19 protein-coding genes are annotated in these 24,137 nt (G+C 68.2%); 8 read left to right on the top strand and 11 right to left on the bottom strand.

What is annotated here, in order from left to right; genetic code table 11:
- The first annotated feature begins 132 nt into the window (after positions 1-132).
- Both MMF98_RS21420 and MMF98_RS21415 read left to right on the top strand, forming a co-directional pair.
- A complete protein-coding gene (locus tag MMF98_RS21420) occupies positions 133-657 on the top strand; it encodes a TlpA family protein disulfide reductase (RefSeq protein ID WP_243309374.1) in 525 nt (174 codons plus the stop codon).
- Positions 654-3,602 carry a DNA topoisomerase III gene (locus tag MMF98_RS21415; protein ID WP_243309373.1) on the top strand — a complete coding sequence of 983 codons (2,949 nt, stop codon included), beginning with the start codon at positions 654-656 and terminating at the stop codon, positions 3,600-3,602. Before MMF98_RS21420 ends, MMF98_RS21415 begins: the two co-directional genes overlap by 4 nt.
- 139 nt (positions 3,603-3,741) lie before the next feature.
- Here MMF98_RS21415 and MMF98_RS21410 read toward each other — a convergent pair whose 3' ends face one another.
- From MMF98_RS21410 to MMF98_RS21365, 10 genes are all read right to left on the bottom strand, one after another.
- Entirely contained in the window at positions 3,742-4,413 is a 672-nt protein-coding gene (locus MMF98_RS21410; RefSeq protein ID WP_243309372.1) for an HAD family hydrolase, read from the bottom strand.
- On the bottom strand, positions 4,410-5,783 hold the full coding sequence (locus MMF98_RS21405; RefSeq protein ID WP_243309371.1) for an aldehyde dehydrogenase family protein: 1,374 nt from the start codon (positions 5,781-5,783) through the stop codon (positions 4,410-4,412). Before MMF98_RS21405 ends, MMF98_RS21410 begins: the two co-directional genes overlap by 4 nt.
- Positions 5,780-6,577 (bottom strand): gamma-glutamyl-gamma-aminobutyrate hydrolase family protein, encoded by a 798-nt coding sequence (locus MMF98_RS21400; protein WP_243309370.1) that lies wholly within the window; start codon positions 6,575-6,577, stop codon positions 5,780-5,782. The genes MMF98_RS21405 and MMF98_RS21400 overlap by 4 nt, the downstream gene beginning before the upstream one ends.
- Before the next feature lie 14 nt (positions 6,578-6,591).
- Positions 6,592-7,725: an iron-containing alcohol dehydrogenase gene (locus MMF98_RS21395; protein WP_243309369.1), complete on the bottom strand. Its 1,134-nt coding sequence runs from the start codon at positions 7,723-7,725 to the stop codon at positions 6,592-6,594.
- A 16-nt stretch (positions 7,726-7,741) separates the two neighbouring features.
- Positions 7,742-9,127: a glutamine synthetase family protein gene (locus tag MMF98_RS21390; RefSeq protein WP_243309368.1), complete on the bottom strand. Its 1,386-nt coding sequence runs from the start codon at positions 9,125-9,127 to the stop codon at positions 7,742-7,744.
- A 17-nt stretch (positions 9,128-9,144) separates the two neighbouring features.
- Positions 9,145-10,263, bottom strand: a complete 1,119-nt coding sequence (locus MMF98_RS21385) for a 2-aminoethylphosphonate--pyruvate transaminase (RefSeq protein ID WP_243309367.1) — start codon at positions 10,261-10,263, stop codon at positions 9,145-9,147.
- 20 nt (positions 10,264-10,283) lie between these two features.
- Positions 10,284-10,772, bottom strand: a complete 489-nt coding sequence (locus MMF98_RS21380; RefSeq protein WP_243309366.1) for a DinB family protein — start codon at positions 10,770-10,772, stop codon at positions 10,284-10,286.
- A gap of 33 nt (positions 10,773-10,805) precedes the next feature.
- On the bottom strand, positions 10,806-12,521 hold the full coding sequence (locus MMF98_RS21375) for a putative 2-aminoethylphosphonate ABC transporter permease subunit (protein ID WP_243309365.1): 1,716 nt from the start codon (positions 12,519-12,521) through the stop codon (positions 10,806-10,808).
- Entirely contained in the window at positions 12,521-13,573 is a 1,053-nt protein-coding gene (locus MMF98_RS21370) for a putative 2-aminoethylphosphonate ABC transporter ATP-binding protein (RefSeq protein WP_243309364.1), read from the bottom strand. Before MMF98_RS21370 ends, MMF98_RS21375 begins: the two co-directional genes overlap by 1 nt.
- A gap of 70 nt (positions 13,574-13,643) precedes the next feature.
- Positions 13,644-14,681 carry a putative 2-aminoethylphosphonate ABC transporter substrate-binding protein gene (locus MMF98_RS21365; RefSeq protein ID WP_243309363.1) on the bottom strand — a complete coding sequence of 346 codons (1,038 nt, stop codon included), beginning with the start codon at positions 14,679-14,681 and terminating at the stop codon, positions 13,644-13,646.
- 175 nt (positions 14,682-14,856) lie between these two features.
- Between MMF98_RS21365 and MMF98_RS21360 the strand changes: the two genes are divergently transcribed.
- Genes MMF98_RS21360 through MMF98_RS21335 form a run of 6 tightly spaced genes read left to right on the top strand, consistent with a single transcriptional unit; the run spans position 14,857 to position 22,109 of the window.
- Positions 14,857-15,612, top strand: a complete 756-nt coding sequence (locus MMF98_RS21360; RefSeq protein WP_423837674.1) for a phosphonate utilization associated transcriptional regulator — start codon at positions 14,857-14,859, stop codon at positions 15,610-15,612.
- Entirely contained in the window at positions 15,599-16,825 is a 1,227-nt protein-coding gene (gene phnA, locus MMF98_RS21355; protein ID WP_243309361.1) for a phosphonoacetate hydrolase, read from the top strand. Before MMF98_RS21360 ends, phnA begins: the two co-directional genes overlap by 14 nt.
- Positions 16,826-16,880: 55 nt before the next feature.
- Positions 16,881-18,299 carry a phosphonoacetaldehyde dehydrogenase gene (gene phnY, locus MMF98_RS21350; protein WP_243309687.1) on the top strand — a complete coding sequence of 473 codons (1,419 nt, stop codon included), beginning with the start codon at positions 16,881-16,883 and terminating at the stop codon, positions 18,297-18,299.
- Positions 18,290-18,841, top strand: a complete 552-nt coding sequence (locus MMF98_RS21345; protein ID WP_243309360.1) for a phosphonate degradation HD-domain oxygenase — start codon at positions 18,290-18,292, stop codon at positions 18,839-18,841. The genes phnY and MMF98_RS21345 overlap by 10 nt, the downstream gene beginning before the upstream one ends.
- A complete protein-coding gene (locus MMF98_RS21340) occupies positions 18,838-19,680 on the top strand; it encodes an EamA family transporter (RefSeq protein ID WP_243309359.1) in 843 nt (280 codons plus the stop codon). Before MMF98_RS21345 ends, MMF98_RS21340 begins: the two co-directional genes overlap by 4 nt.
- Positions 19,681-19,697: 17 nt before the next feature.
- Positions 19,698-22,109, top strand: a complete 2,412-nt coding sequence (locus MMF98_RS21335) for a GcvT family protein (protein ID WP_243309358.1) — start codon at positions 19,698-19,700, stop codon at positions 22,107-22,109.
- Between the two features lie 55 nt (positions 22,110-22,164).
- Here MMF98_RS21335 and MMF98_RS21330 read toward each other — a convergent pair whose 3' ends face one another.
- A complete protein-coding gene (locus tag MMF98_RS21330; RefSeq protein WP_243309357.1) occupies positions 22,165-23,976 on the bottom strand; it encodes a S8 family peptidase in 1,812 nt (603 codons plus the stop codon).
- Positions 23,977-24,137: the final 161 nt, after the last annotated feature.

Raw genomic sequence — 24,137 nt, 5'->3', positions numbered from 1 at the left:
GGCCCGGGGGCGGGTCGGTGATTCGGGGAGGCTTTTTGAGGCATTGCCAAAACTCTGTTAAGTTGAATAGGTGCACATGTGCGCGCGTACGCGTATGCGCGCGAGAAACCGCCGATTGTAGGAGAGCCCCATATGCTGACCCGCCGAAACATGCTTGCCGCCGTAGCCACGGCCGGCCCGGCCCTGGCCTGGGCGCAGGGCGCCAGCAGCTCGCCGCCCGGCGATGCGCGGGCGCCGGCCCTGCCCGGGCTCGGCACCCCTTTGCCGCTGGCGCGGGTGCCGCTGCTCGACGGCGGCACCTTCCAGCCGGCCCAGGCCGAAGGCCAGGTGCTGGTGGTCTACTGGTGGGCCAGCTGGTGCCCGTTCTGCGCCGTGCAGAGCCCGCATATAGAGAAGCTCTGGCGCAGCCAGCGCGAACGCGGCCTGCAGGTGCTGGCGCTGTCGATTGACCAGAAGCGCGAGAATGCCGCCAATTACCTGCGGCAAAAAGGCTACACCTTCCCGGCCGGCATGCTGACGCCGGAAGTGGCGAAAATCCTGCCCAAGCCCAAGGGGCTGCCGGTCACGGTCGCACGGGGCCGCAACGGCCGGGTGGTGTTTGCGGAGGCCGGGGAGATGTTCCCCGAAGATATTGAAGGACTGGCGAAATTCCTATGACGAAGACCTTGGTGATAGCAGAGAAGCCATCGGTGGCGCAGGACATCGTGCGCGCCCTCACGCCGGTGGCCGGCAAGTTCGAGAAGCATGACGAGTATTTCGAGAGCGAGCAGTACGTGGTGACGAGCGCCGTCGGCCATCTGGTGGAAATCCAGGCGCCCGAGGAGTTCGACGTGAAGCGCGGCAAGTGGAGCTTCGCCCATCTGCCGGTGATCCCGCCGTATTTCGACCTCAAGCCGGTGGACAAGACCAAGACGCGCCTGAACGCGGTGGTGCGCCAGGCCAAGCGCAAGGACGTGACGGATCTGGTGAACGCCTGCGACGCGGGGCGCGAGGGCGAGCTGATCTTCCGCCTGATCGAGCAGTACGCCGGCGGCGGCAAGAAGGCGCTGGGCAAGCCGGTCAAGCGGCTGTGGCTGCAGTCCATGACGCCGCAGGCCATCCGCGAGGGCTTCGAGCGCCTGCGCAGCGAGCAGCAGATGCAGGGCCTGGCCGACGCGGCGCGCTCGCGCTCCGAGGCCGACTGGCTCGTGGGCATCAATGGCACGCGCGCCATGACGGCCTTCAACTCGCGCGACGGCGGCTTCTTCCTGACCACCGTGGGCCGGGTGCAGACGCCCACGCTGGCGGTGGTGGTGGAGCGCGAGGAGCAGATCCGCAAGTTCGTCAGCCGCGACTACTGGGAAATCCACGCCAGCTTCCTCGCCGAAGCCGGCGAGTACCCCGCCAAGTGGTTCGATCCAAAATGGAAGAAAGACCCTGAAGACGGCGAGAAGAAAGCCGATCGCGTCTGGAGCCTGCAGGAAGCCGTAGCCATCGCCGACGCCGTGCGCGGCAAGGCGGCCACCGTCACGGAGGAATCCAAGCCCACCACCCAGGCCTCGCCGCTGCTGTTCGACCTGACCAGCCTGCAGCGCGAGGCCAATGGCCGCTTCGGCTTCTCGGCCAAGACCACGCTGTCTCTGGCGCAGAGCCTGTACGAGCGCCACAAGGCCCTGACCTACCCGCGGACCGACTCGCGCGCCCTGCCCGAGGACTACCTGCCGGTGGTCAAGCAGACCTTCGGCATGCTGGCCGACAGCGGCATGCGGCACCTGGCCCCGTTCGCCCAGCAGGCGCTGGACGGCAACTACGCGCGCCCCAACAAGCGCATCTTCGACAACGCCAAGGTCAGCGACCACTTTGCCATCATCCCCACGCTGCAGGCGCCCAGCGGCCTGTCGGACGCCGAGCAGAAGCTCTACGACCTGGTGGTGCGCCGCTTCCTCGCGGTGTTCTTCCCGAGCGCCGAGTACCTGGTGACCACACGCATCAGCCAGGCCGTGGGCCATCACTTCAAGACCGAGGGCAAGGTGCTGGTCAAGCCGGGCTGGCTCGCGATCTACGGCAAGGAGGCCGCCGACGAGGTGGCCGACGCCAAGGACGGCGACAAGGGCCAGAGCCTGGTGCCCGTCAAGCCGGGCGAGATGGTGCGCACGGAGACCGTGGAGCCCAAGGGCCTCAAGACCCGGCCGCCGGCGCGCTACAGCGAAGCCACGCTGCTGGGCGCCATGGAAGGCGCGGGCAAGAGCATCGACGACGACGAGCTGCGCGAGGCCATGCAGGAAAAGGGCCTGGGCACGCCGGCCACGCGCGCGGCCATCATCGAAGGCCTGATCACCGAGAAGTACATGCTGCGCGAAGGCCGCGAGCTGATCCCCACGGCCAAGGCCTTCCAGCTCATGACGCTGCTGCGCGGGCTCGATGTCGAGGAGCTCTCGCGCCCCGAACTCACGGGCGAGTGGGAGTACAAGCTCGCGCAGATGGAGAAGGGACAGCTCAGCCGCGAGGCCTTCATGCGCGAGATTGCGCAGATGACCGAGCACATCGTCAAGAAAGCCAAGGAATACGACCGCGACACCGTGCCCGGCGACTACGCCACGCTGGCCACCCCCTGCCCCAACTGCGGCGGCGTGGTGAAGGAAAACTACCGCCGCTACACCTGCACCGGCAAGCCGGGGGCGGCCGAGGGCTGCGGCTTCTCGTTCGGCAAATCGCCGGCGGGCCGCACCTTTGAAGTGGCCGAGGCCGAGGCGCTGCTGCGCGACAAGCACATCGGCCCGCTGGACGGCTTCCGCTCCAAGGCGGGCTGGCCCTTCACGTCGGAAATCGTCATCAAGTTCGACGAGGAAGCGAACAACTACAAGCTGGAGTTCGACTTCGGCGATGACAAGGATGCGGCAGAAACCGGCGAGATCGTCGACTTCTCGGGCCAGGAGCCGCTGGGCCACTGCCCCAAGTGCGGCGGCCGCGTGTTCGAGCATGGCAGCAACTACGTGTGCGAGAAGTCCGTGCCGACCTCGACCCAGCCCACGCCCAGCTGCGACTTCAAGAGCGGCAAGATCATCCTGCAGCAGCCGGTGACGCGCGAGCAGCTCAGCAAGCTGCTGGACACGGGCAAGACCGATCTGCTGGACAAGTTCGTGAGCATGCGCACGCGCCGGGCCTTCAAGGCCTTCCTGGTCTGGAACAAGGACGAAGGCAAGGTGACCTTCGAGTTCGAGCCGCGCGCCAGCAAGTTCCCGCCGCGCAAGACGGCCGCGGGCAAGACCCCGGCCGCGAAGGAGCCGGCGGCGAAGTACGCGCCCACCGCGAAGAAGGCGGCCGCCAGGAAAGCCCCGGCGAAGAAGGCTGCACCCGCCAAGAAGGCCGCCGCGCCCAAGGCCCCGCGCAAGACCGGCGCGGGCCTCAAGCCCAGCGCCGAACTCGCCGCCGTGATCGGCGCCGAGCCAGTGGCGCGCACCGAGGTCATCAAGAAGCTCTGGGACTACATCAAGGCCAACGGCCTGCAGGACGCGGTCAACAAGCGCGCCATCAACGCCGACGCCCGGCTCAAGCCCGTGTTCGGCAAGGACCAGGTGACGATGTTCGAGCTGGCGGGGATCGTGGGCAAGCACCTGGGCTGAGGCGGCGGCCGCGGCCGCCGCTTGGGCCGCGCAGGCCGCCCGCAGCAGCCTCAACCCTCGTTTCAGGCATCAAACCGGCCCGATGTCTGCACGGGCTGGTCATTCATAGCTATCAAAATAGTAGCGCCCTGCCTCACCTTCAGTGCAGATGCAGCACCGGCCAGCCCGCGCTGCCCGCGATGGCCGCGAGCTGGGGATCCGGGTCCACCGCCACGGGATGGTTCACGGCCTGCAGCAGCGGCAGGTCGTTGATCGAATCGCTGTAGGCCGTGCTCTTGAAGCGGTCCAGCGTGTGGCCGCGCGCGGCCAGCCACTGGTGCAGGCGCGCCACCTTGCCTTCGCGCATATTGAGCGTGCCATGGGTGCGGCCCGTGAACGCGCCGTCCACGGATTCGACGTCCGTGGCCAGCAAATGCTCGATGCCAAGGAACAGCGCGGTCAGTTCGGTGATGTAGCGGTTGGTGGCCGTGGTCAGGACCACCAGATCGCCCGCGTCCAGATGGCGCTTGACCAGGTCGAGCGCGCCCTGCGGGATGCGCGGCACCACCTGCGTCGCCAGGAATTCCTGGCGCACCGGCTCCCACTGCGGCGCGGTGCGCCCCGCCAGCGTGCCCACATAGAAATCGGCGAACTCCTGCACGCCGACGGTGCCGGCCTGGTAGCGCGCCGCCATGTCGGCATTGCGCGCGGCGAAGGCCTCGCGCGCGAGCAAGCCCTTGTCCATCAGGAAATCGCACCACAGCACGTCGCTGTCACCGGACAGCAGCGTGTGGTCCAGGTCGAACAGGGCGAGCTTGGGCAGCGGGTTCACGTTTGACGCAGGTGCCAGGCCTTGGGCCGGGTGAAGGTCTGGATGCCGTAGCGGGACAGCGTCAGGCCCACGCCCGAATCGCCTACCCCGCTCCAGGGCAGGCGCGGGCTCACGCGGTCGCAGCAGTTCCAGTAGACGCTGCCCGCATTCACCTGCGCCAGCAGGGCCTGGGCGCGCTGCGCGTCGGGCGTGTAGACGCCAGCCGTGAGGCCGTAGCGGGTGTCGTTCATGAGCGCCACGGCTTCGCCGTCGCCGCCGACCTTCTGGATGCCGATCACGGGGCCGAAGCTCTCTTCCCGCATCAGCGCCATGCCGTGGTTCACGTGGGCGAACACCGTGGGCTCGAACCAGTTGCCAGGGCCCGCGCCGCGCCGGCCGCCGGCCAGCAGCACGGCGCCCTTGGCCCGGGCATCGGCCACCTGGGCTTCCAGCAGCTCGAGCTGCGGCGCGCGCGTCAGGGCACCGATGTAGGTGTCCTCGCTCAGCGGGTCGCCCACCTTGAAGGTTTTCACGGTGTCGACGAAGGCGGCGACGAAGGCGTCGTGGATCTTCTCGTGCACGTAGATGCGCTCGACCGAGCAGCAGCTCTGGCCGGTGTTGTACATGGCGCCATCGGCCAGCGATTCGGCCGCAGCCTTCGGGTCGGCATCGTCGCAGACATAGGTCGGGTCCTTGCCGCCAAGTTCGAGCTGCAGCTTGATGAAGCGGCCGCCCACCGCCTGGGCGATCTTCGCGCCCGTGGCATGCGAGCCGGTGAAGAAGAGCCCGTCGATCGGCTGCGCGAGCAGCGCCGCGCCCACGGCGCCGGCGCCCACGAGGGGAATGAAGACATCCTGCGGCACGCCGGCCTCGTGCAGCAGGCGCGCGATCTCCAGGCCCGTGAGCGTGGCGTATTCGGAAGGCTTGTAGAGCACCGTGTTGCCCGTCAGCAGCGCGGGCACGATCACGTTGCAGCCCACGAACCAGGGGTAGTTCCAGGCCGAGATGTTGGCCACCACGCCCAGCGGCACATGCTGGATCTGCTCCTTCATGCCGCCGTCGTCGAACACGGTTTCGCTCGCGGCGGCGCCGTCCACTTCGGCAAGAAAGAAGTCGATGCGGCCCAGCAGCCCGTTGAGCTCGTTGCGCGACATCCTGATGGGCTTGCCGGTTTCGCGCGTCATGGTGGCGGCCAGCGTGTCCAGCTCGCGCACGATGCCGGCCCGAAAGCGCGTGATGCAGGCCTTGCGCACGGCCAGCGGCACGGCGGCCCAGCCCGGCTGCGCAGCGCGCGCGGCAGCGGCCTTGGCGGCGACCGAGGCCGCGTCGTCGGCTGGTAGTTCGGTGATGCGTTCGCCGGTGGCGGGGTTGTCAATGGCCAGTGTCGTCATGTGTGGGGGGTCCGATGTTGCGCGGCAGCCGCGGCCACCAGGAAGTCTTCCAGCAGGGCGCCGTCGTCGATGGTGTCGGAGCCGGGCTGGTGGAATTCGGGGTGCCACTGCACGGCCGCGATGTAGCTGCGGGCTGAGTCCTTGCGGCGGATGGCCTCGATCAGGTGGTCGTCCACGCTGTAGGCTTCGGCGGTGAATTCGTCGGACAGGTCCTTGATGGCCTGGTGGTGGATGCTGTTGACGCGCACCCGTTCCACGCCCGGGTACAGCGCCGACAGGCGCGTGCCCTGCAGGATGTCCACGCTGTGGTAGTTCTGGTCGTAGGTCTTGGCATCGCGGTGGACGAAGGACTGCGGCACCTGGGTCTGGATGTCCTGGTACAGCGTGCCGCCGTAGGCCACGTTGAGCAGCTGCAGGCCGCGGCAGACGCCGAACACGGGTTTGCCCTGCGCCTCGAAGGCCGCGACCAGCGCCTTGTCGTACTCGTCGCGGATGCGGTCGCCGGCCCATTTCTCGTCCAGCGGCGTTTCCCCGTAGCTGCCCGGCCAGACGTCGGAGCCGCCGTGCAGGACCAGGCCGTCAAGCCACTGGGCATAGTGGTCGTAGGTGACGTCGCCGCGCTGGGTGACGCCCGTGGGGCAGGGCACCATGACCACCATGGCGCCCGAGGACATGATCCAGTGCGCGATCGACTGTTCCACGTACTGCAGCGTCTTGCCGGTGAACAGCGAGCGCAGCGGGTCGGCGTGCAGAAAGCAGGCCGACAGGCCAATCTTCAGGCGGTTCGCAATCATCGGGCCTCCTTGTTTCAGAGCGCGGCCCTGAACAATGACTCGAAATCCGCCGCCGTGCAAGGCCGGGGGTTGGTCTGGTGGCAGATGTCGGTGGTGGCAATCTCCACCAGGCGCGGGATCTGTTCGGGCGTCACGCCATGCGCGGCCAGCGTGCCGGTGATGCCGATGCTGCCCTTGAGCGCCCTGAGCCAGGGCGCGAAGGCCTTGCCGCCACCCGGCACGCCGCACGCATGGGCGAGCTCGTCGAACCGGGCGGGCGCGGCCTCCAGGTTCCAGGCCATCACGGTGTCGATCATGAGCGCGTTGGCCAGGCCATGGTGCAGGTCGCAGACCGCGCCCAGCGCGTGGGCGCAGGAGTGCACGGCGCCCAGGTCCTTCTGGAAAGCGATGGCCCCCATCATCGAGGCCATCATCATGTCGCTGCGCGCCTTCAGGTTGCCGGGCTCCTTGACGGCGGTGAGCAGCGCCGCGGCCGCGATGCGGGCGCCCTCGAGCGCGATGCCGTCGCACAGCGGGTGGTAGGCCGGGGAGAGGTAGCTCTCGATGTTGTGGGTGAGCGCATCCATGCCGGTGGCCGCCGTCACCTGCGCGGGCAGGGCCAGTGTGAGTTCGGGGTCGGCAAACACCGTCTTCGCCAGGATCTTCGGGCTGAACACCACGCGCTTGAGGTGGGTGTCGTTCTCGCTCACCACCGAGGAGCGCCCCACCTCCGAGCCCGTGCCCGAGGTGGTGGGCAGCGCGACGAAGTACGGCAGCGCGTTGACGATGGGCCGCACCTGCGGGTGGTCCCACACGTACTCCAGGATGTCGCCCTCGTGCGTGGCGGCCACGCCGACCACCTTGGCCACGTCGAGCGCGGCGCCACCGCCAAAGCCGATGATGCAGTCTGCGTGATGCGCCCGGTAGGCAGCCGAGCCGTCCATCACCTGGCTGCAGGTCGGATTGCCGAACACGCCCGAAAACACGGCCACGTCGAGGCCCTGCAGATGGCTCCTGAATTCGGCCAGCACGGGCAGGGCGGCGAGGGCCTTGTCGGTCACGATCAGCGGACGCCGCAGCCCCTGGTCCAGCAGGTGCTGCGCCACCAGCCTGCGCGCGCCGGGACCGAACCTGATCGCCGTGGGAAAGGAAAAGCTGTGGATGTTCATGGGTGCCCTGCCGTTTTCAGATGATCTCGAAGTAGCGTTTCAGTTCCCAGTCGGTCACGCCGTCGAGCCACTGGCGCCATTCCCAGTCACGGGTGGCGGCAAAGTGGTCCACGAACGTGTCGCCCAGCCAGTCGCGGGCGATCTTGCTGTTGCTGAAGTTGCGCGTGGTTTCAATCAATGTGCGCGGGGCGCGGGGAATGTGCTCCGCCCCCTGGTTGGTGCCGGTGATCGGCGGCGCGGTGAGCTTGAGGCCTTTTTCCACACCGTCCAGGCCGGCGGCGATCACGGCGGCCATCGCCAGATAGGGATTGACGTCGGCGCCGGGACAGCGGGTTTCCAGGCGCGTGGCCTTCGAGCTGCCCGCGATCACGCGGAAGCTCGCGGTGCGGTTGTCCACGCCCCAGGTGGGTTTGACCGGCGCCCAGAAGCCGTCCACCAGGCGCTTGTAGCTGTTGATGGTGGGCCAGAACAGGGGCGCGAACTCCATCAGGCAGGCCACCTGGCCCGCGAGGTAGCTCTCGAACAGCTTGCTCATCGAGCGCCTGGCCTTGCCGTCGTAGAACAGGTTGGTTTTGCCGTCGGACAGGCTCTGGTGGATGTGGCCCGAGCAGCCCGGGTACTGCTGGTTCCACTTGGCCATGAAGCTGGGCATGATGCCGTAGCGCTTGCCGATCTCACGCGCACCGGTCTTGAACAGGATGGCGCGGTCGGCCTGCTCCAGGGCCTCGCTGAAGCCGATGGCGGCCTCGTAGACACCGGGGCCGGTTTCGGTGTGCAGACCTTCGATGGGCACGTTGAAAGCCTGCATGTCATCCATCAGCGCGTTGAAGAACTCGCTGTGGTCGGCCATGCGCAGCAGGGAGTAGCCGAACATGCCCTGGGTGATCGGCTCGGGCCCGACGCCCTTCTTGGCGGCCCAGCTCTGCGGCGTCTCGCGGAAGTTGAACCATTCGAACTCCATCCCGGTCATGACCTTGAAGCCCAGCTTCTCGGCGCGCCTGAGCACGCGCTTGAGCGTCTGGCGCGGGCACACGGGATAGGGCCCGCCGTCGGCGGTGACGAAATCGCCCAGGAAGAAGGGCACGTTGCCGTCCCACGGCACGCGGCGCGCCGTGTTCAGGTCGATGCGCGCGAGCGCGTCGGGAAAGCCGTGCTGCCAGCCCGTGACGGTGGTGTTGTCGTAGCAGCTGTCGCTGCTGTCCCAGCCGAACACCACGTCGCAGAAACCGAAGCCGCCCCGGGGCGCGGGCTCGGCCGCGCCGAAGAACTTGTCCCGGTGCAGGTACTTGCCCCGCAGGATGCCGTCGATGTCGCTGACCGCGACCTTGACCTTGGTGGCACCGGACTTCTGCACGGCGGCGAGCGCGGGGTGGATCTTGCTGCTTGCGGCTTGGACGGCCATGGCGTTCTCCTGGGAATTCAGAGGGCGGGCGCTCCCGAGGCAATGCCCATGTCCTGCAAGGCCAGCGCGACGGCGTGCACCGCCTGCTCCATCTCGACCGGACCGATGGCGCCGATGCAGCCGACGCGGAATGTCTCGACCTGCGTGAGCTTGCCGGGGTAGAGGATGAAGCCGCGCGCGCGGGCGGCGGCATAGAAGGTCTTGAAGTCGTAGCACGGGTCGGCCGGCGCATGGAACGTCACGATGATGGGCGCTTGGACGGCCGGGTCCAGGAACGGCTTGAAGCCCAGCTTCGCCATGCCCCGCGTGAGCGCCTGGTAGTTGCTCACATAGCGCGCCAGGCGGGCGGGCTGCCCGCCTTCGGCCTCGAACTGAGCCATGGCTTCGGCCAGCGCGACCACCACGTGGGTGGGCGGCGTGAAGCGCCATTGGCCGGTTTTTTCCATGTAGGTGTACTGGTCGTGCAGGTCCATGGCCAGCGACTGGCTGCGGCCCGCGCAGGCGTCGAGAATGGCCTTGCGGATGAACACGAAGCCCATGCCGGGCACGCCTTCCAGGCATTTACCGCTGGCGGCGATCAGCGCGTCGAAGGGCGTCTTTCGCGCATCGATCTCCAGGGCCGCAAACGAACTCATCGCATCCACGATGAGGCCCCTGCCGTGCGCGGCACAGACCTCGGCCACCGGCTGCAGCGGGTTGTGCACGCCGGCGCCGGTCTCGCAATGGATCAGCACGACATGGGTGATGCTGGCATCGGCCCGCAGCCGCTCGTCGAGCGCGGTGGGCGAGACCGGCTGGGCCTCGTCAAAGCCCATCACGGAGCATCGGCGGCCCATCAGCGTGGTGAGCCGGGCGGCGCGCTTGCAGTAGGCGCCGTTGTCCAGCACCAGCACATGGCCGTTCGCCGGCACCAGGGTGGCCACGGCCGCTTCGACGCTGAAGGTGCCGCTGCCCTGCAGGGGCACGACCACGTGCGTCTCCTGGCCGTGGATGATGGCCAGCAGGCTCCTGCGCAGCCGCGCGGTCACCTCGTTGAATTCGGCGTCCCACGAGCCCCAGTCGCGCAGCATGGCGAGCTTGGTGCGCAGGGTGGTGGTCAGCGGGCCGGGGGTCAGCAGAATCTTGTCTCTGTCCATGGATGTCTCGGTTATTGGTTTTATGCCTTCTGGGCAAAGGCATCTCTCAGGAAGACCGGCAGGTCCATCGTGGGAGGCCGGGCCGGCACCTGGTAGATCATCTCGGCCACATAGCCGCGGTGATAGGTCTTGTGGTTGACCACGTGCAGCAGGATGTCGCCCCGCGTCATGGCGCCTGCGCCGCCGTCAACGAACCTGAAGTTCACCACCTCGTCGTGCATCGCCGCGTCCATGTCATCGGCGTACGCCACATACCAGTGGTCCAGCCGGGCTTGCGCTGCCTGTAGTTCTGCCAGCGAGGGGGTGGTTTCCGTATTGCGGTCGCTGAAGCCGTGCGGCCGCTCTTGCAAATGGGCCTGCCAGATCAGGTCGACCACGTGCGCGTGGTTGAGGGTACGAAGCATCCTGCCCAGGCCGTCCGGCCGCGAGGCCGGCAGCGCATCCGTGGCAAGCTCGGTCAACGCGTGAAACAGCCGATGGTTGGCCCACGCGGTGTAGCGGGTCAGCATGCGGAGGTTGCGAAGCGCTGGCATGGCGGGCCTTCAACGGGCGGCAACACGCCAGGCCTGGGTGCGGCGATCGACCCACCAGCCCAGTAGCATGAACAGCGCCGTGGCCACCGCCGAGGCGCAGGCGATCAACACCGCCATCGCAGCGGCCGGGCTCAGCTCGCCGGCTTCGTCCATATTCAGGATTGCGATGGAGGCCAGCTTGGTTTCCGGTGAATACAGGAACACCACGGCCGAGATCGTGGTCATGGCGTTGATGAAGAAGTAGCGCGCGATGTCCACCAGCGCCGGCGTGCAGATGGGCAGCGTGACGCGCCAGAAGGTCTTGAAGAAAGGCACCTTGAGCGAGGCGCTCACCGCCTCGAACTCGCTGTCCAGCGCTTTGAGCGCGGTCACCGCCGTGAGGTGGCCCGTGGTGTAGAAATGCGCGATGGTGCACAGCATCATCAGCGTGAGCGTGTGGTACAGGCCGTTCAGCGGGTTGCCGGGCGCGTTGAAGAAGAAGATGTAGCCCAGGCCCAGCACCAGCCCGGGAACGGCCATCGGCAGCATGGCCAGCAGGCGCACCAGGCCGCGCAGGCTGTCCATGCCCTTGGTCTTCTCCAGCATGTAGGCCCCCATGAACACCAGCGCGGTGCCGAACACCGCCGTGCCGGCCGCCATCTTGAGGCTGTTGACGAAGCCCGCAGCGACCTCGTTGTCCACCAGCCCGTAGATGTAGTGCTTGAGGCTGGGCGTGAGGTCGTAGGGCCAGAAGCTCGCGAACGAGGCGAACACCGCCATGCCCAGCATGGCCAGCATCAGGAAGGCGATCGCACAGCAATAGGCCGTCATGGCCGCGTCGTAGCGCCCTGATTTCTTCGGGCTGTAGGGCACGGCGCGCGCCGTCAGCATCGCGGTCTGTTTGCGCTGCACGAAATGGTCGACGCCAAAGGTGAGCACCGCGGGCAGCAGCAGCAGGATAGCCACGACCGCGCCCTTGGCGAAGTCCTGCTGCCCGATCACGAGCTTGAACACGTCGGTGGCCAGCACGTTGAAGCTGCCGCCGATTACCTTGGGAATGCCGAAGTCGGTGATGACCAGCGTGAAGGTCACCAGCGCCGCCGAGATCAATCCGTACTTGGCGCCGGGCAGCGTGATGGTGAAGAATTTTCGGGCGGCCGTGGTGCCCATGGCGTCGGCCGCCTCGTACAGGCGCGCGTCGGCCAGTGTGAGCGCCGTCACCAGGATCATCAGGGCATGCGGGAATGTCGCCAGGCATTCGGCAATGACGATGCCGGGTGCGCCGTAGATCTGGTCGATGCCCAGGCCCTGCATCCAGCCCTTGAGGAAACCCTGGTTGCCGAACCAGTAGATCAGCGAGATGGCCGAAAGCAGCGAGGGCGCCAGCAGCGGGATCAGCGTGATGGCCCGGAACAGGCCCTTGGCCGGCATGCAGGAGCGCGTGAGCGCATAGGCGAAGCCGAACGCCAGCGGCACCGTGATGAGCGTCACCGCCGCCGACACCCAGAGGCTGTTCCACAGGCTTTGCAGCAGCGCGGGCGTCTGCGCGTACTCGATGAAGTTGCGCAGGCCGACGAATTCGCCCGCCCGGCCTTCGATCGCCTGGCTCAGGATGGACAGCAGCGGAAAGGCCAGGAAGGCCAGCAGCAGCAGGGCGATGACGGCGAGCACCAGGTGGGCGAGGCGGTCGGTCCAGTGCGCCTTGAGCCGCACTGGGGTGCCGGTTCCGTGCAGCACCGCGCTCATCAGAACACTTTCACGCGTTCCTGCAGCAACCGCAGCCGCAGGCTGGAGCCCACTTCCAGCGACTGCTCGGCCAGGTAGTTGAGCGACAGGTAGACCGTGAGCCGGTGCGGCGCCAGCGCGGGTGACGCCACGTGCACGTGGCAGTAGGAGCCGAGAAACTCGATCTTCTCGATGCAGGCATCGAACACATGCGGATCACCTTCGGCGATCGGCCGGGCCAGCACGTCCTCGGGCCGCAGGTAGACGCGCACGTCGCGGTCGGCGCCGTCGGCCAGCAGCCGCAGCGAGCCGGTTTCCAGCTGGCCGGCGCGCACGCGCCCCGGCAGCATGTTGACCTTGCCCACGAAATCGGCCACGAAGGGCGATGCCGGTTCGCGGTACACCGCCTGCGGCGTGCCGACCTGCTCGATCACGCCATGGTTCATCACCACGATGCGGTCGGCCACGGCCAGCGCCTCTTCCTGGTCATGCGTGACCATGATGGTGGTCACGCCCAGCTTCTGCTGCAACGCGCGGATTTCCTGGCGCAGCCGCACGCGCTCCAGCGCATCCAGCGCCGACAGCGGCTCGTCCAGCAGCAGCAGGCCGGGCGAGGTGGCAAGCGCCCGCGCCAGCGCAATGCGCTGCTGCTGCCCGCCCGAAAGCTGGCTTGGGTATTTGCCTTCGCTGCCGGGCAGGCCCACGAGCTTGACCAGTTCGCTCACGCGCCGGTTGATCTCGGCGCGCGGCGTCTTGCGGTTGACCAGGCCATAGCCCACGTTGTCGGCCACGCTGAGGTTGGGAAACAGCGCGTAGCTCTGGAACACGATGCCGTAGTCGCGCTGGGCCGGCGGCAGGCGGGAGATGTCCCGGCCGCCTTGCCAGACCTCGCCGCGGCTTTGCGCTTCCAGCCCCGCAATGATGCGCAGCAGCGTGGTCTTGCCGCAGCCCGAGGGACCGAGGAAGCACATGAACTCGCCCTGGCGGATGCCGAGGTTGATGTCCTGCAGGGCGATGAAGGCACCGAACTCCTTGCGGACGCGGCGCAGATCGAGATAGAAGTCCTGGCTCATGCGGCTGTGGGGTCCATCGGGAACAGGGGGCGGCAACAGGCCCCGGGGTCATGCACCGGTCAAGACGCGATCAACGCTTCTCGGATTTGGCGTTGTAGCGCTTGTTCCACTCGGCCAGGATGCGTTCGCGGTTGCTGGCGGAATAGCTGAAGTCCATCTTGATCAGGCGCGACTCGTAGTCGGCCGGGATGTTGGCCAGCTTGGGCGCGACGCCGGGCTGCGCGGTGATGGCGAAGTTCTTGCCGTAGGCGATCATCGCGTCCTTGCTCGAGGCCCAGTCAGCCAGCTTCTTGGCGGCATCGAGCTTCTTGGTGCCCTTGTGGATCGCGAAGGCCTCCAGGTCCCAGCCCAGCCCTTCCTTCGGGAACACCAGGTCGATCGGCGCGCCCTTGGCCTTGTTGCTGTGGCCGCGGTATTCGAACGAGATGCCGGCCACGTATTCGCCGGCAGCGGCCATGTTGCAGGGCTTGGAGCCCGAGTGCGTGTACTGCGCGATGTTGTCGTGCAGCGCGTCCATGTACTTCCAGCCGCCGCCCTTGCCGGCGTCGTCGCCCCAGAGCTGCAGCCACGCCACCACGTCGAAGTAGCCGGTGCCCGACGACGCCGGGTTGGGCATCACCACCTGGCCCTTGTAGATGGGCTTGAGCAGGTCCTTCCAGCTCTCGGGCTTGGGAATGCCTTTCTTCTGCGCCTCGACCGTGTTGAAGCACACCACCGCGCCGTACACATCCATGCCCCACCAGGCGGGCGGGTTCTTCTTGTCGCGGTACTGGCTCATGATGGCGTCGAGATTGAGCGGCGCATAGGGCTCCAGCATGCCCTGCTGCTCGAACAACGCCAGCCCCGAGGCGGCCACGCCCCAGATCGCGTCGGCCTGGGGATTGGCCTTCTCGGCCAGCAGCTTGGCGATGACGACGCCGGTGGAGTCGCGCACCCACTTGATCTCGATGCTGGGTTCGACCTTGTTGAACGCTTCCTGGTAGGCCTTGAGCTGATCGGTCTCCAGCGCGGTGTAGACCAGCAGCTGGGTTTTCTGGGCCGAGGCGGCCGCAGCGAAGGCGCACAGCCCGGTCAGGGCGAGGGACTTGAAGACACTGGACAAGCGCATGGGAACTCCTCTGAGACAAAAGGTTGCAATGCTGTGACCCGACAGTGACGGCGTGATGACATCCCGATCCCGCTCCCCGCATCCCGCGTCGTCCTCGGAATTGATTTAACGCCGACCCTTTTATCTTGTCAATTGTTTTTTGCAGATTGTTGACAATCTGGCGATTGGTGCTTTAATGCAGGGCATGAATGCGGCGCTCCATCCCACCATTGCTCTGCTTCAAAGCAGCTCGCTCACCACCGTGGTGCAACAGGAGATCGAGCGCGCCATCCTGGCGGGCGAGTACGCCCCCGGCAGCAAGCTGATCGAGGCCACGCTCGCAGAGAAGATGGGGGTGTCGCGCGGCCCGGTGCGCGAGGCCTTCCGCATGCTCGAGGAGGCCGGGCTGGTGCGCAACGAGAAGAACCGCGGCGTCTTCGTGCGCGACATCCCGATCGACGAGGCCGTGGAAATCTTCGATCTGCGCGCCGCCATGGATGAGCTGGTCGGGCGCCAGCTGGCACGCAACATCACGCCGGCGCAGCTCAAGGAGATCAAGGGCCTGGTCGATGCGATGGAGCGGGCCGTCAAGGCCGAGGACGCCTACAACTACCACCTGCTCAACCTCCGGTTCCATGACCGGCTGGTGGAGATGGCGGGCAATCGCAAGCTGACCGCCATCTACCGCAAGCTGATCAAGGAGCTGTCGCTGTTCCGCCGCCTGAACCTGGCCGATGGCTGGCTGCTGCCGATCTCGGCCAGCGAGCACCGCCAGATCGTCAAGGCCATCGCCTCCGGCGATGCCGACGCAGCCGGCCGCGCCCTGTTCGACCATGTGATGGAGAGCAAGGAGCGCACCATCGAAAACGACCTGCGCCGGCAGGCGCGCCTCGGCGCCGGCGCATCGTCCGACACCCCAGACCCTGAAAGGCCCAAACGTGGCAAGCACTGAGCTGAATGTCAACGCCAGGCGCTACAAGCTGCCGGCACAACCCACGGTGGTCGTCTGCGTCGACGGCTGCGAACCCGACTACCTGGCGCAGGCCGTGGCCACGGGCCACATGCCCTGGCTCAAGCGCGCGCTGGCCCAGGGCTCGGGCCTGATCGCCGAGTGCGTGGTGCCCAGCTTCACCAACCCCAACAACCTCTCGATCGTGACCGGCGCGCCGCCCAGCGTGCACGGCATCTGCGGCAACTACCTGTTCGACACCGCCAGCGGCACCGAGGTCATGATGAACGACCCCAAGTGGCTGCGCGCACCCACGCTGCTCGCGGCGCTGGCCGAGGCCGGCAAATCGGTGGCCGTGGTCACGGCCAAGGACAAGCTGCGCCGGCTGCTGGGCCATGGCATGAAGGGCATCTGCTTTTCGTCCGAGAAGTCCGATCAGGTCACGCTGGAGGAGAACGGCATCGAGGATGTGCTGGGCCTGGTCGGCAAGCCCGTGCCCAGCGTCTACAGCGCCGACCTGTCCGAGTTCGTGTTCGCGGCCGGCGTGAAGCTGATGCAGACACGCCGCCCGGACGTGATGTACCTGTCCACCACCGACTACGTGCAGCACAAGCACGCGCCCGGCACCGAGGGCGCCAACGCGTTCTACACCATGATGGACGGCTACCTGGCGCAGCTCGACGCCATGGGCTGCGTGATCGTGCTGACGGCCGACCATGGCATGAACGCCAAGGTGGCGATGGACGGCACGCCCGACGTGATCTACCTGCAGGACTGGTTCGATGCCTGGCTGGGCGCCGCGCAGGCGCGCGTGATCCTGCCGATCACCGACCCCTATGTGGTGCACCATGGCGCGCTCGGCTCCTTCGCCACGGTCTATCTGCCCTCCGGCACGGATGTGGAGGCCGCCCGCAGCCGCCTGCAGCAGCTCAAGGGCATGGAGGCGGTGCTGACGCGCGCGCAGGCCGCCGAGCGGTTCGAGCTGCCGGCCGACCGCATCGGCGACCTGGTGGCCGTCTCGGAGCGCTTCACCGTGATCGGCACCTCCGCCTCCCGGCATGATCTTTCGGGCCTGGACGCGCCGCTGCGCTCGCATGGCGGCCTGAGCGAGCAGCGCGTGCCGCTGATCGTCAACCGGCCGCTGCCGGGGCTCGACACGACCCGGCGCTTTCGCAACTTCGATGCGTTCGAGCTGGCGCTGAACTACGCCCAATAGGCAGGGGAGACACGGTGTGATCGAGCAATACATCCGCGACCACCATCTCGACGCCATGCGCATCGCCGGCCGCCAGGTGGGCGCAGGCCGCAGCGGCGACCGGGCCATCGCCGTCTTCAACCCCCATACCGGGCAGCCGATCGGCAGCGTGCCCAAGGCCTCGCTGGACGAAGTGCGCGAGGCCTTCGCCGCCGCGCAAGCCTGCCAGCCCGGGCTCACGCGCTACGAGCGCGCCGCCATCCTGAACCGCGCGGCCGAGATCATCAGGACGCGGCGGGACGAGGTGGCGCGGCTCATCACCGCCGAGGCCGGCCTGTGCCTCAAGGATTCGGTCTACGAGGCCGGCCGGGTCAGCGATGTGCTGCTGTTCGGCGCCAACGAGGTGCTCAAGGACGACGGCCAGATTTTCAGCTGCGACCTCACGCACCATGGCAAGCAGCGCCGCGTCTACACCCAGCGCTCGCCCCTGCTCGGGGTGATCACCGCCATCACGCCGTTCAACCACCCGATGAACCAGGTGGCGCACAAGGTGGTGCCGAGCATCGCCACCAACAACCGCATGGTGCTCAAGCCGTCGGAGAAGGTGCCGTTCTCGGCCATCCTGTTCGCCGATATCCTCTACGAGGCCGGGTTGCCGCCCGCCTGCCTGAGCGTGGTCACGGGCGACCCGCGCGAGATCGCCGACGAGCTGATCACCCACGAGCATGTCGACCTCGTGACGTTCACCGGCGGCGTGGCCATCGGCAAGTACATCGCCGCCAAGGCCGGCTACCGGCGCATGGTGCTGGAACTCGGCGGCAACGACCCCATCATCGTGATGGAGGACGCCGACCTCGACGAGGCCTCCACGCTGGCGGTGCAGGGCTCGTACAAGAACTCGGGCCAGCGCTGCACCGCCGTCAAGCGCCTGCTGGTCCACGAAGCCGTGGCCGACCGCTTCGTGGAGCAGGTGCTCGACAAGACCCGGGCCTGGAAGCACGGCGACCCGATGGACCCGGCCAGCGACATGGGCACCGTGATCGACGAGGCCGCGGCCAGGCAGTTCGAGTCGCGCGTGAACGAGGCCGTGGCGCAGGGCGCCCGGCTGCTGGCGGGCAACCAGCGGCGCGGCGCGCTGTATGCGCCCACCGTGCTGGACCGGGTGGACCCGCGCATGACGGTGGCGCACGAGGAAACCTTCGGCCCGGTGTCGCCCATCATCCGCTTTCGCGGCATCGACGAGGCGATCCGCATCTCCAATGGCACGGCCTACGGCCTGTCCAGCTCGGTCTGCACCAACCGGCTCGACTACATCACGCGCTTCATCAGCGAGCTGCAGGTGGGTTCGGTGAACGTGCGCGAGGTGCCCGGCTACCGGCTGGAGCTCACGCCCTTCGGCGGCATCAAGGACTCGGGCCTGGGCTACAAGGAAGGCGTGCAGGAAGCCATGAAGAGCTTCACCAACCTCAAGACCTACTCGCTGCCATGGCCCTGACGCTGGACGACATCGAGCACCTGTTCGTGAAGCGCGGGCACGAACAATACACGGGCGAGCCGGTCACCCAGCTGGAGCATGCGCTGCAGACCGCGTGGCTGGCCGAGCAGGCCAGCGAGAGCGACGCGCTGGTGACGGCCGCGCTGCTGCATGACCTGGGCCACCTGCTGCACGACCTGGGCGCCAGCCCCACGGTGCAGGGCGTGGACGATGTCCACCAGTACCGTGTGCTGCCGTTCCTGCGCGGCCTGTTCGGCGATGACGTGCAGGACGCCATCAAGCTGCATGTGGATGCCAAGCGCTACCTGTGCGCCACCCGGCCGGACTACGTCTCGGGCCTGTCCGACGACTCCCGCCGCTCCCTAGCGCTGCAGGGCGGCATCTTCAGCGCGGCGCAGGCCCAGGCCTTCATCGGCCAGCCCGGCGCGCAGGCCGCGGTGCGCGTGCGCATCTGGGACGACCTGGCCAAGGCCGAAGGGCTGGCCACCCCGCCCTTGCGGCATTTCCTGGACCGCGCGCGCCGCTGCGCCCTGGGCGCATGACGCTGACCTGGCCGGTGGTCTGCGCCGTGCTGCTGGGCGCGCTGCTGCACGCCAGCTGGAACGCACTGGTCAAATCCAGCACCGACAAGGCGCTGGACACCGCCCTGATCCACCTGTTCGGCTCCTTCATCACCCTGCCCCTCGTGCTGGTGCTCGGCTGGCCGCCGGCCGCCGTCTGGCCCTACATCCTGGCCTCGGTGGTGATCCACATCGCCTACTACGTCGCACTCACCGGCGCCTACGAGCACGGCGACCTCGGCCTGACCTACCCGCTGATGCGCGGCGTGGCGCCGCTGCTGGTGGCGCTGTCGGCCACGCTGACGGTGGGCGAGCAGCTCTCGCCGCTGGCCTGGGCCGGCGTGCTCGGCGTGTGCTGCGGCGTGCTGGTGCTGGGCCTGTCGCGGCATGCCATGGATTCGCCGCGCGCGGTCGGCTTCGCGCTGGCGAATGCGGTGGTGATCGCCCTCTACACCGTGATCGACGCCCTGGGCGCGCGCGCCAGCGGCCACCCGGTCCAGTACGTGGTGGCGCTGTTCGCGCTCGACGGCTGGCCGTTCGCGCTGATCGTGCTGGCGCGCCGGCGCAGCGCTGCCTGGCCCTATGCCCGCATGCGCTGGCCGCTGGCCATCGGCGGGGCCCTGGCCTCGCTCGGCTCCTACGGCATTGCGCTGTGGGCCATGACGCGCGCGCCGGTGGCCACCGTGGCCGCGCTGCGCGAAACCTCGGTGCTGTTCGCCGCGCTGCTGGGCAGCCGCTTCCTGCGGGAGGCGTTCACGCTGCGCCGCATGGTCGGCACCGCCACCATCGTGGCCGGCGTGATGGCGTTGCGCCTCGGATAAACCAACGGAACACCCTCATGACGCTCCCCAGCCATGCAGACATCGTGATCGTGGGCGGCGGCGTCGCCGGCTGCTCCGTGGCCTACCACCTGGCCCAGCTCGGCAAGACGAATGTGCTGCTGCTCGAACAGGGCAAGCTCACCAGCGGCACCACCTGGCACGCAGCGGGGCTGGTCGGCCAGATGCGGCCCAACCGCACCATGACGGCCATGAGCCGCTACGGCATCGAGCTGTACGCCTCGCTCGAAGCCGAGACCGGCCTGGCCACCGGCTGGAAGCCCTGCGGCAGCGTCAACGTGGCGCGCACGCCCGAGCGCATGAAGGTGCTGAAGAAGCAGGCCGCCATGGCCAACAGCTTCGGCGTCGAGTGTCATCTGATCTCACCCAACGAGGCCGGCGAGCGCTACCCCCTCATGCGCACCGACGACCTGCAGGGCGCGATCTGGCTGCCCGGCGACGGCAAGGCCAATCCGGCGGACCTGTGCATGTCGCTGGCCAAGGGCGCGCGCAACCGCGGCGTGAAGATGGTCGAGGGCGTGGAGGTCACCGGCGTCATCACCCGGAACGGCGTGGTCCAGGGCGTCCGGACGGCGCAGGGCGAGGTGCGGTGCGATGTCCTGGTGAACTGCGCGGGCCAGTGGGCCCGCCAGTTCGGCCGGCTCGCCGGGGTCAACGTGCCGCTGTACTCGGCCGAGCATTTCTACATCGTCACCGGCAAGATTCCCGGCGTGCACCCGATGCTGCCCGTGATGCGCGATCCCGACGGCTACATCTACTACAAGGAAGAAGTTGGCGGCCTGGTGATGGGCGGCTTCGAGCCGAAGGCCAAGCCCTGGAAGATGGACCCGATTCCCAGCACGTTCCAGTTCGAGCTGCTGGGCGAGGACTGGGACCAGTTCGAGATCCTCATGACCCACGCCCTGCACCGCACGCCGTGCCTGGAGACGGCCGAGATCAAGATGCTGCTCAACGGCCCCGAGAGCTTCACGCCCGACGGCAACTTCATCCTGGGCGAAGCGCCGGAGCTGCGCAACTACTTCGTCTGCGCGGGCTTCAACTCGGCGGGCATCGCCAACAGCGGCGGCGCGGGCCGGCTGATGGCCGAATGGATCGTGGGCGGCGAGCCCGCCACGGACCTGTGGGACGTGGACATCCGCCGCTTCGGCGCCTTCACCGGCAACCGCAAGGCCCTGGCCGAGCGCACCGGCGAAACCCTTGGCCTGCACTACGCCATGCGCTGGCCCCGGCAGGAACTGGAAACCGCGCGGCCGCTGCGCACCTCGCCGCTGTACGACCTGCTGGCGACCCAGGGGGCCGAGTTCGGCAGCAAGAACGGCTGGGAGCGCGCCAACTACTTCCGACCGGCCGGCCAAGCCCGGCCGCCCCACACGCTCGGCGCTCCGGGCTGGCTGCCCTGGGTGATCGACGAGCAGCGGGCCACGCGCGAAGCCGTGGCGCTGTATGACCAGACCTCGTTTTCCAAGTTGCTGCTGCAGGGCCGCGACGCACTGGCCGTGCTGCAACGCCTGTGCGCCAACGAGATGGACATGCCCGTCGACAGGATGGTCTACACCGCGATGCTCAACGAGCGTGGCGGGTTCGAAAGCGACCTGACCGTGATCCGCCTGGCGCCGGACCGCTTCCACCTCATCACCGGCTCGGCCCAGGCGGTGCGCGACTTCGACTGGATCTCGCGCCATATCGGCGCGCACGAGCATGCCGTGCTCACCGACGTCTCGGCCCTGACCTGCGTGCTCTCGCTCATGGGGCCGAAGGCGCGCGAGCTGCTGGCCCGCGTGAGCCCGGACGACCTGTCGCCCGCCTCGCTCGGTTTTTCATGGACGCGGGAGATCGATCTCGGCTTCGCCCGCGTGCGTGCGGCGCGCATGAGCTACGTGGGCGGGCCGGGTTTCGAACTCTATGTGCCGGTGGAAATGACGCGCCACGTCTACCTCGCGCTGCAGCAAGCGGGGGCGGACCTGGGCCTGAGGGAGGCCGGCTACTACGCGCTCGACGCACTGCGCATCGAGCAGGGCCGCCGCGCCTGGGGCGCCGAACTCGGCCCCGACGAGACGCCCTGGGAGGCCGGCCTGGGCTACGCCGTCAAGCTCGACAAGCCGGCCGGCTTCATCGGCAAGGCCGCCCTGCGCGCCTCGCAGGGCCAGCCGCTGCGCAAGAAGCTGGTGACGCTGGTGTTCGGTTCGCCCGAGGCCTATGCCTGGGGCGGCGAGGCCATCGTTCTGGACGGGCAGACCGTGGGCGAGATTTCGTCTGCCGGCTGGAGCCCGCTGGCCCAGGCCTGCGTGGCACTGGGCTATGTGCGCGGCGAGGGTGCCGGCCGGCCGCACGCCGGTACGCCGGCCCAGATCGAGCTGTGGGGCGCTTCGGTGCCCGTGCGGCTCTACGACCAGTGGCCGCCCCGGCCCTGAATTACTATCAATTCAATAGCAACAAACGACCGCCCGACCTGGACCTTCGGCCATTTCAGGCTCGACGACGCCACGCCAGCCCGGCCAGCAGCCACAGGGCCGCGCCCCACAGCCAGCCGGTGGAGCCGCCACCACCACCACTGCTGCCGCCACTGCCACCACCGCCGCTGAGCGTGCTGACCGAGAGCGAGTCCGCACTGCTGCGGCCGGCGTTGTCGGTCACCGTCAGGCGGAACACGAAGTTGCCCGGATTCTGGGACAGCACGGCCGTGGTCACGGCGCTGCCAGGCGACTGGATGCTGGCACCGCTGCCCGCTGCCAGCTCCCAGCGATAGCCCACCAGGGCCGCACCCACGGCGGCGGCACTGGCACGGCCGTCCAGCGTGATCGTGGCGCCCGCGCCTGGCGAGCCCACAGGCGCGATCAGCACCACCGGATTGAGCGCCTGCAAGGTGCTGTTGCCGGCATCCAGCAGGCCGGCGCCACAGGCCGCCGTGGTGCAGTTGCAGGCCAGCCCGCCGCCGGCGTCGCATTGCGCATAGGACGCCGTGAACGTGTGAGGCCGTGCGCCGGCCTGCAGGCGTGCCACCAGCTGCGCGGGCGTGAGCGCGGGGTTGAGCGTGAGCATCAGCGAGGCCACACCGGCCGCCAGCGGGGCGGAGAAGCTGGTGCCCTGCTTGTAGCCATAGCCATTGGTGGCCGGGACCGTGGTGCCGAGATTGAGGCTCGAGTACAGGTTGGTGGACGAGCCCTGCGTGCCGCTGCCGCCCGGCGCCATCAGCCCCATGTTGGCGCCGACGTTGGAATAGTCCGTCTTGAGTCCGTTGGGCTGCACGGCCCCGACGGCCAGCACGCCGCGGCAATCCGCGGGCCGCTTGAGCGCACCCGAACTGTTGCCGGCCGCCACCACCACCAGGACGCCGGCAGCCGCCACCTCGTCGATCACGTCCTGGTAGCTCTGCGTGCAGGGCACGTCGCCGCCAAAGCTCAGGTTGATGACGCGCGCCGGCGTGGGATTGGGCGGCACGCCGACGACCGACAGGCCGGCGGCCCAGCGGGTGGCGTCCAGGATGTCGCTGAGCAGCGCGCCGCACTTGCCGGACACGCGCACCGGCAGCACCTGCGTGCCCCAGTTGATGCCCGCGATGCCGATCCCGTTGTTGGTGGCCGCCGCGATCTGCCCGGTGATGAAGGTGCCGTGCCAGGAACTGTTCTGCACGCTGCACTGGCTGAACAGGGCCGGCTGGCTGGCCTTGTCGGCGGCCGACACCCAGTCGCCCGGATCGCTGGGATCGGGGTCGCGGCCATCGCCGTCGTTGGCATACGGCACTTCGCTGACGAAGTCGTAGCCGGCCAGCAGTTGGCCCGCCAGATCGGGATGGTCCTTGCGCACGCCGGTGTCGAGCACCGCCACCACCACCGGCCCGCCCGTGGTGCGGTCCCAGGCCGGCGGCATGTTGATGGCCGCCGCATTGGGCGTGGGCACGCTCAGGTGCCACTGGGTGGCGTAGCCCGGGTCGTTGGGCACGGCCGCCGGCTGGAGCAGCACGTCGGGCTCGACCGAAGCCACGTCGGGATGCAGGCGCAGGCGCCGCAAGGCGGCCTCCAGCGCCTCGCCCTGCAGCGGGCTGGCCAAGCGCATGAGCCGGTGCCCGGCCCCCACGGCGTCCTGGCTCTGCCAGGCCACGCCCGCGCCCTGCGCCACCGTGGCCAGGCGCTCGCGCGCGGCCTGCGGCGTCTCGCGGCCCGACGATTCGGCGGACGGGGGCTTGAGTTTGACGATCAACCCCCGGACCGGCTGGGCACCGGCATGCAGAGGCAACGCGAAGGCAAGGGCCAGCAAAGGGCCGACAAGAAATCGATTCATCCCGCTTTGTAGCACGAGGCCCGCGGCCCGCCTACTCCACCCCGGGTCCCGGGCCGGGCCAGCTGCTTCTGCAAACAACAGCCCGCGATCCATCAGGTTCGCGTCAGGCACCATCAGGTTGAGCGCCCACCCGCCCGGCCCCGGCCACCCGCCGAGTCCGG

The sequence above is a fragment of the Variovorax terrae genome (genome assembly GCF_022809125.1).
Lineage (GTDB): Bacteria > Pseudomonadota > Gammaproteobacteria > Burkholderiales > Burkholderiaceae_C > Variovorax_A > Variovorax_A terrae.
Note: the sequence above shows the minus strand (reverse complement) of the source record. Positions and strands in the feature narration are given on the sequence as shown.

What these genes read in the sequence shown, in the direction of transcription:
- MMF98_RS21395 (WP_243309369.1), bottom strand. Translation starts at nt 7,725, where the DNA reads ATGAACATCCACAGCTTTTCCTTTCCCACGGCGATCAGGTTCGGTCCC.
- MMF98_RS21380 (WP_243309366.1), bottom strand. Translation starts at nt 10,772, where the DNA reads ATGCTGACCCGCTACACCGCGTGGGCCAACCATCGGCTGTTTCACGCG.
- MMF98_RS21335 (WP_243309358.1), top strand. Translation starts at nt 19,698, where the DNA reads ATGACGCTCCCCAGCCATGCAGACATCGTGATCGTGGGCGGCGGCGTC.
- MMF98_RS21415 (WP_243309373.1), top strand. Translation starts at nt 654, where the DNA reads ATGACGAAGACCTTGGTGATAGCAGAGAAGCCATCGGTGGCGCAGGAC.
- MMF98_RS21405 (WP_243309371.1), bottom strand. Translation starts at nt 5,783, where the DNA reads ATGACGACACTGGCCATTGACAACCCCGCCACCGGCGAACGCATCACC.
- MMF98_RS21345 (WP_243309360.1), top strand. Translation starts at nt 18,290, where the DNA reads ATGGCCCTGACGCTGGACGACATCGAGCACCTGTTCGTGAAGCGCGGG.
- MMF98_RS21340 (WP_243309359.1), top strand. Translation starts at nt 18,838, where the DNA reads ATGACGCTGACCTGGCCGGTGGTCTGCGCCGTGCTGCTGGGCGCGCTG.
- MMF98_RS21420 (WP_243309374.1), top strand. Translation starts at nt 133, where the DNA reads ATGCTGACCCGCCGAAACATGCTTGCCGCCGTAGCCACGGCCGGCCCG.
- MMF98_RS21385 (WP_243309367.1), bottom strand. Translation starts at nt 10,263, where the DNA reads ATGGACAGAGACAAGATTCTGCTGACCCCCGGCCCGCTGACCACCACC.
- MMF98_RS21375 (WP_243309365.1), bottom strand. Translation starts at nt 12,521, where the DNA reads ATGAGCGCGGTGCTGCACGGAACCGGCACCCCAGTGCGGCTCAAGGCG.
- MMF98_RS21365 (WP_243309363.1), bottom strand. Translation starts at nt 14,681, where the DNA reads ATGCGCTTGTCCAGTGTCTTCAAGTCCCTCGCCCTGACCGGGCTGTGC.
- MMF98_RS21400 (WP_243309370.1), bottom strand. Translation starts at nt 6,577, where the DNA reads ATGATTGCGAACCGCCTGAAGATTGGCCTGTCGGCCTGCTTTCTGCAC.
- MMF98_RS21370 (WP_243309364.1), bottom strand. Translation starts at nt 13,573, where the DNA reads ATGAGCCAGGACTTCTATCTCGATCTGCGCCGCGTCCGCAAGGAGTTC.
- MMF98_RS21390 (WP_243309368.1), bottom strand. Translation starts at nt 9,127, where the DNA reads ATGGCCGTCCAAGCCGCAAGCAGCAAGATCCACCCCGCGCTCGCCGCC.
- MMF98_RS21360 (WP_423837674.1), top strand. Translation starts at nt 14,857, where the DNA reads ATGCAGGGCATGAATGCGGCGCTCCATCCCACCATTGCTCTGCTTCAA.
- phnY (WP_243309687.1), top strand. Translation starts at nt 16,881, where the DNA reads ATGCGCATCGCCGGCCGCCAGGTGGGCGCAGGCCGCAGCGGCGACCGG.
- MMF98_RS21330 (WP_243309357.1), bottom strand. Translation starts at nt 23,976, where the DNA reads ATGAATCGATTTCTTGTCGGCCCTTTGCTGGCCCTTGCCTTCGCGTTG.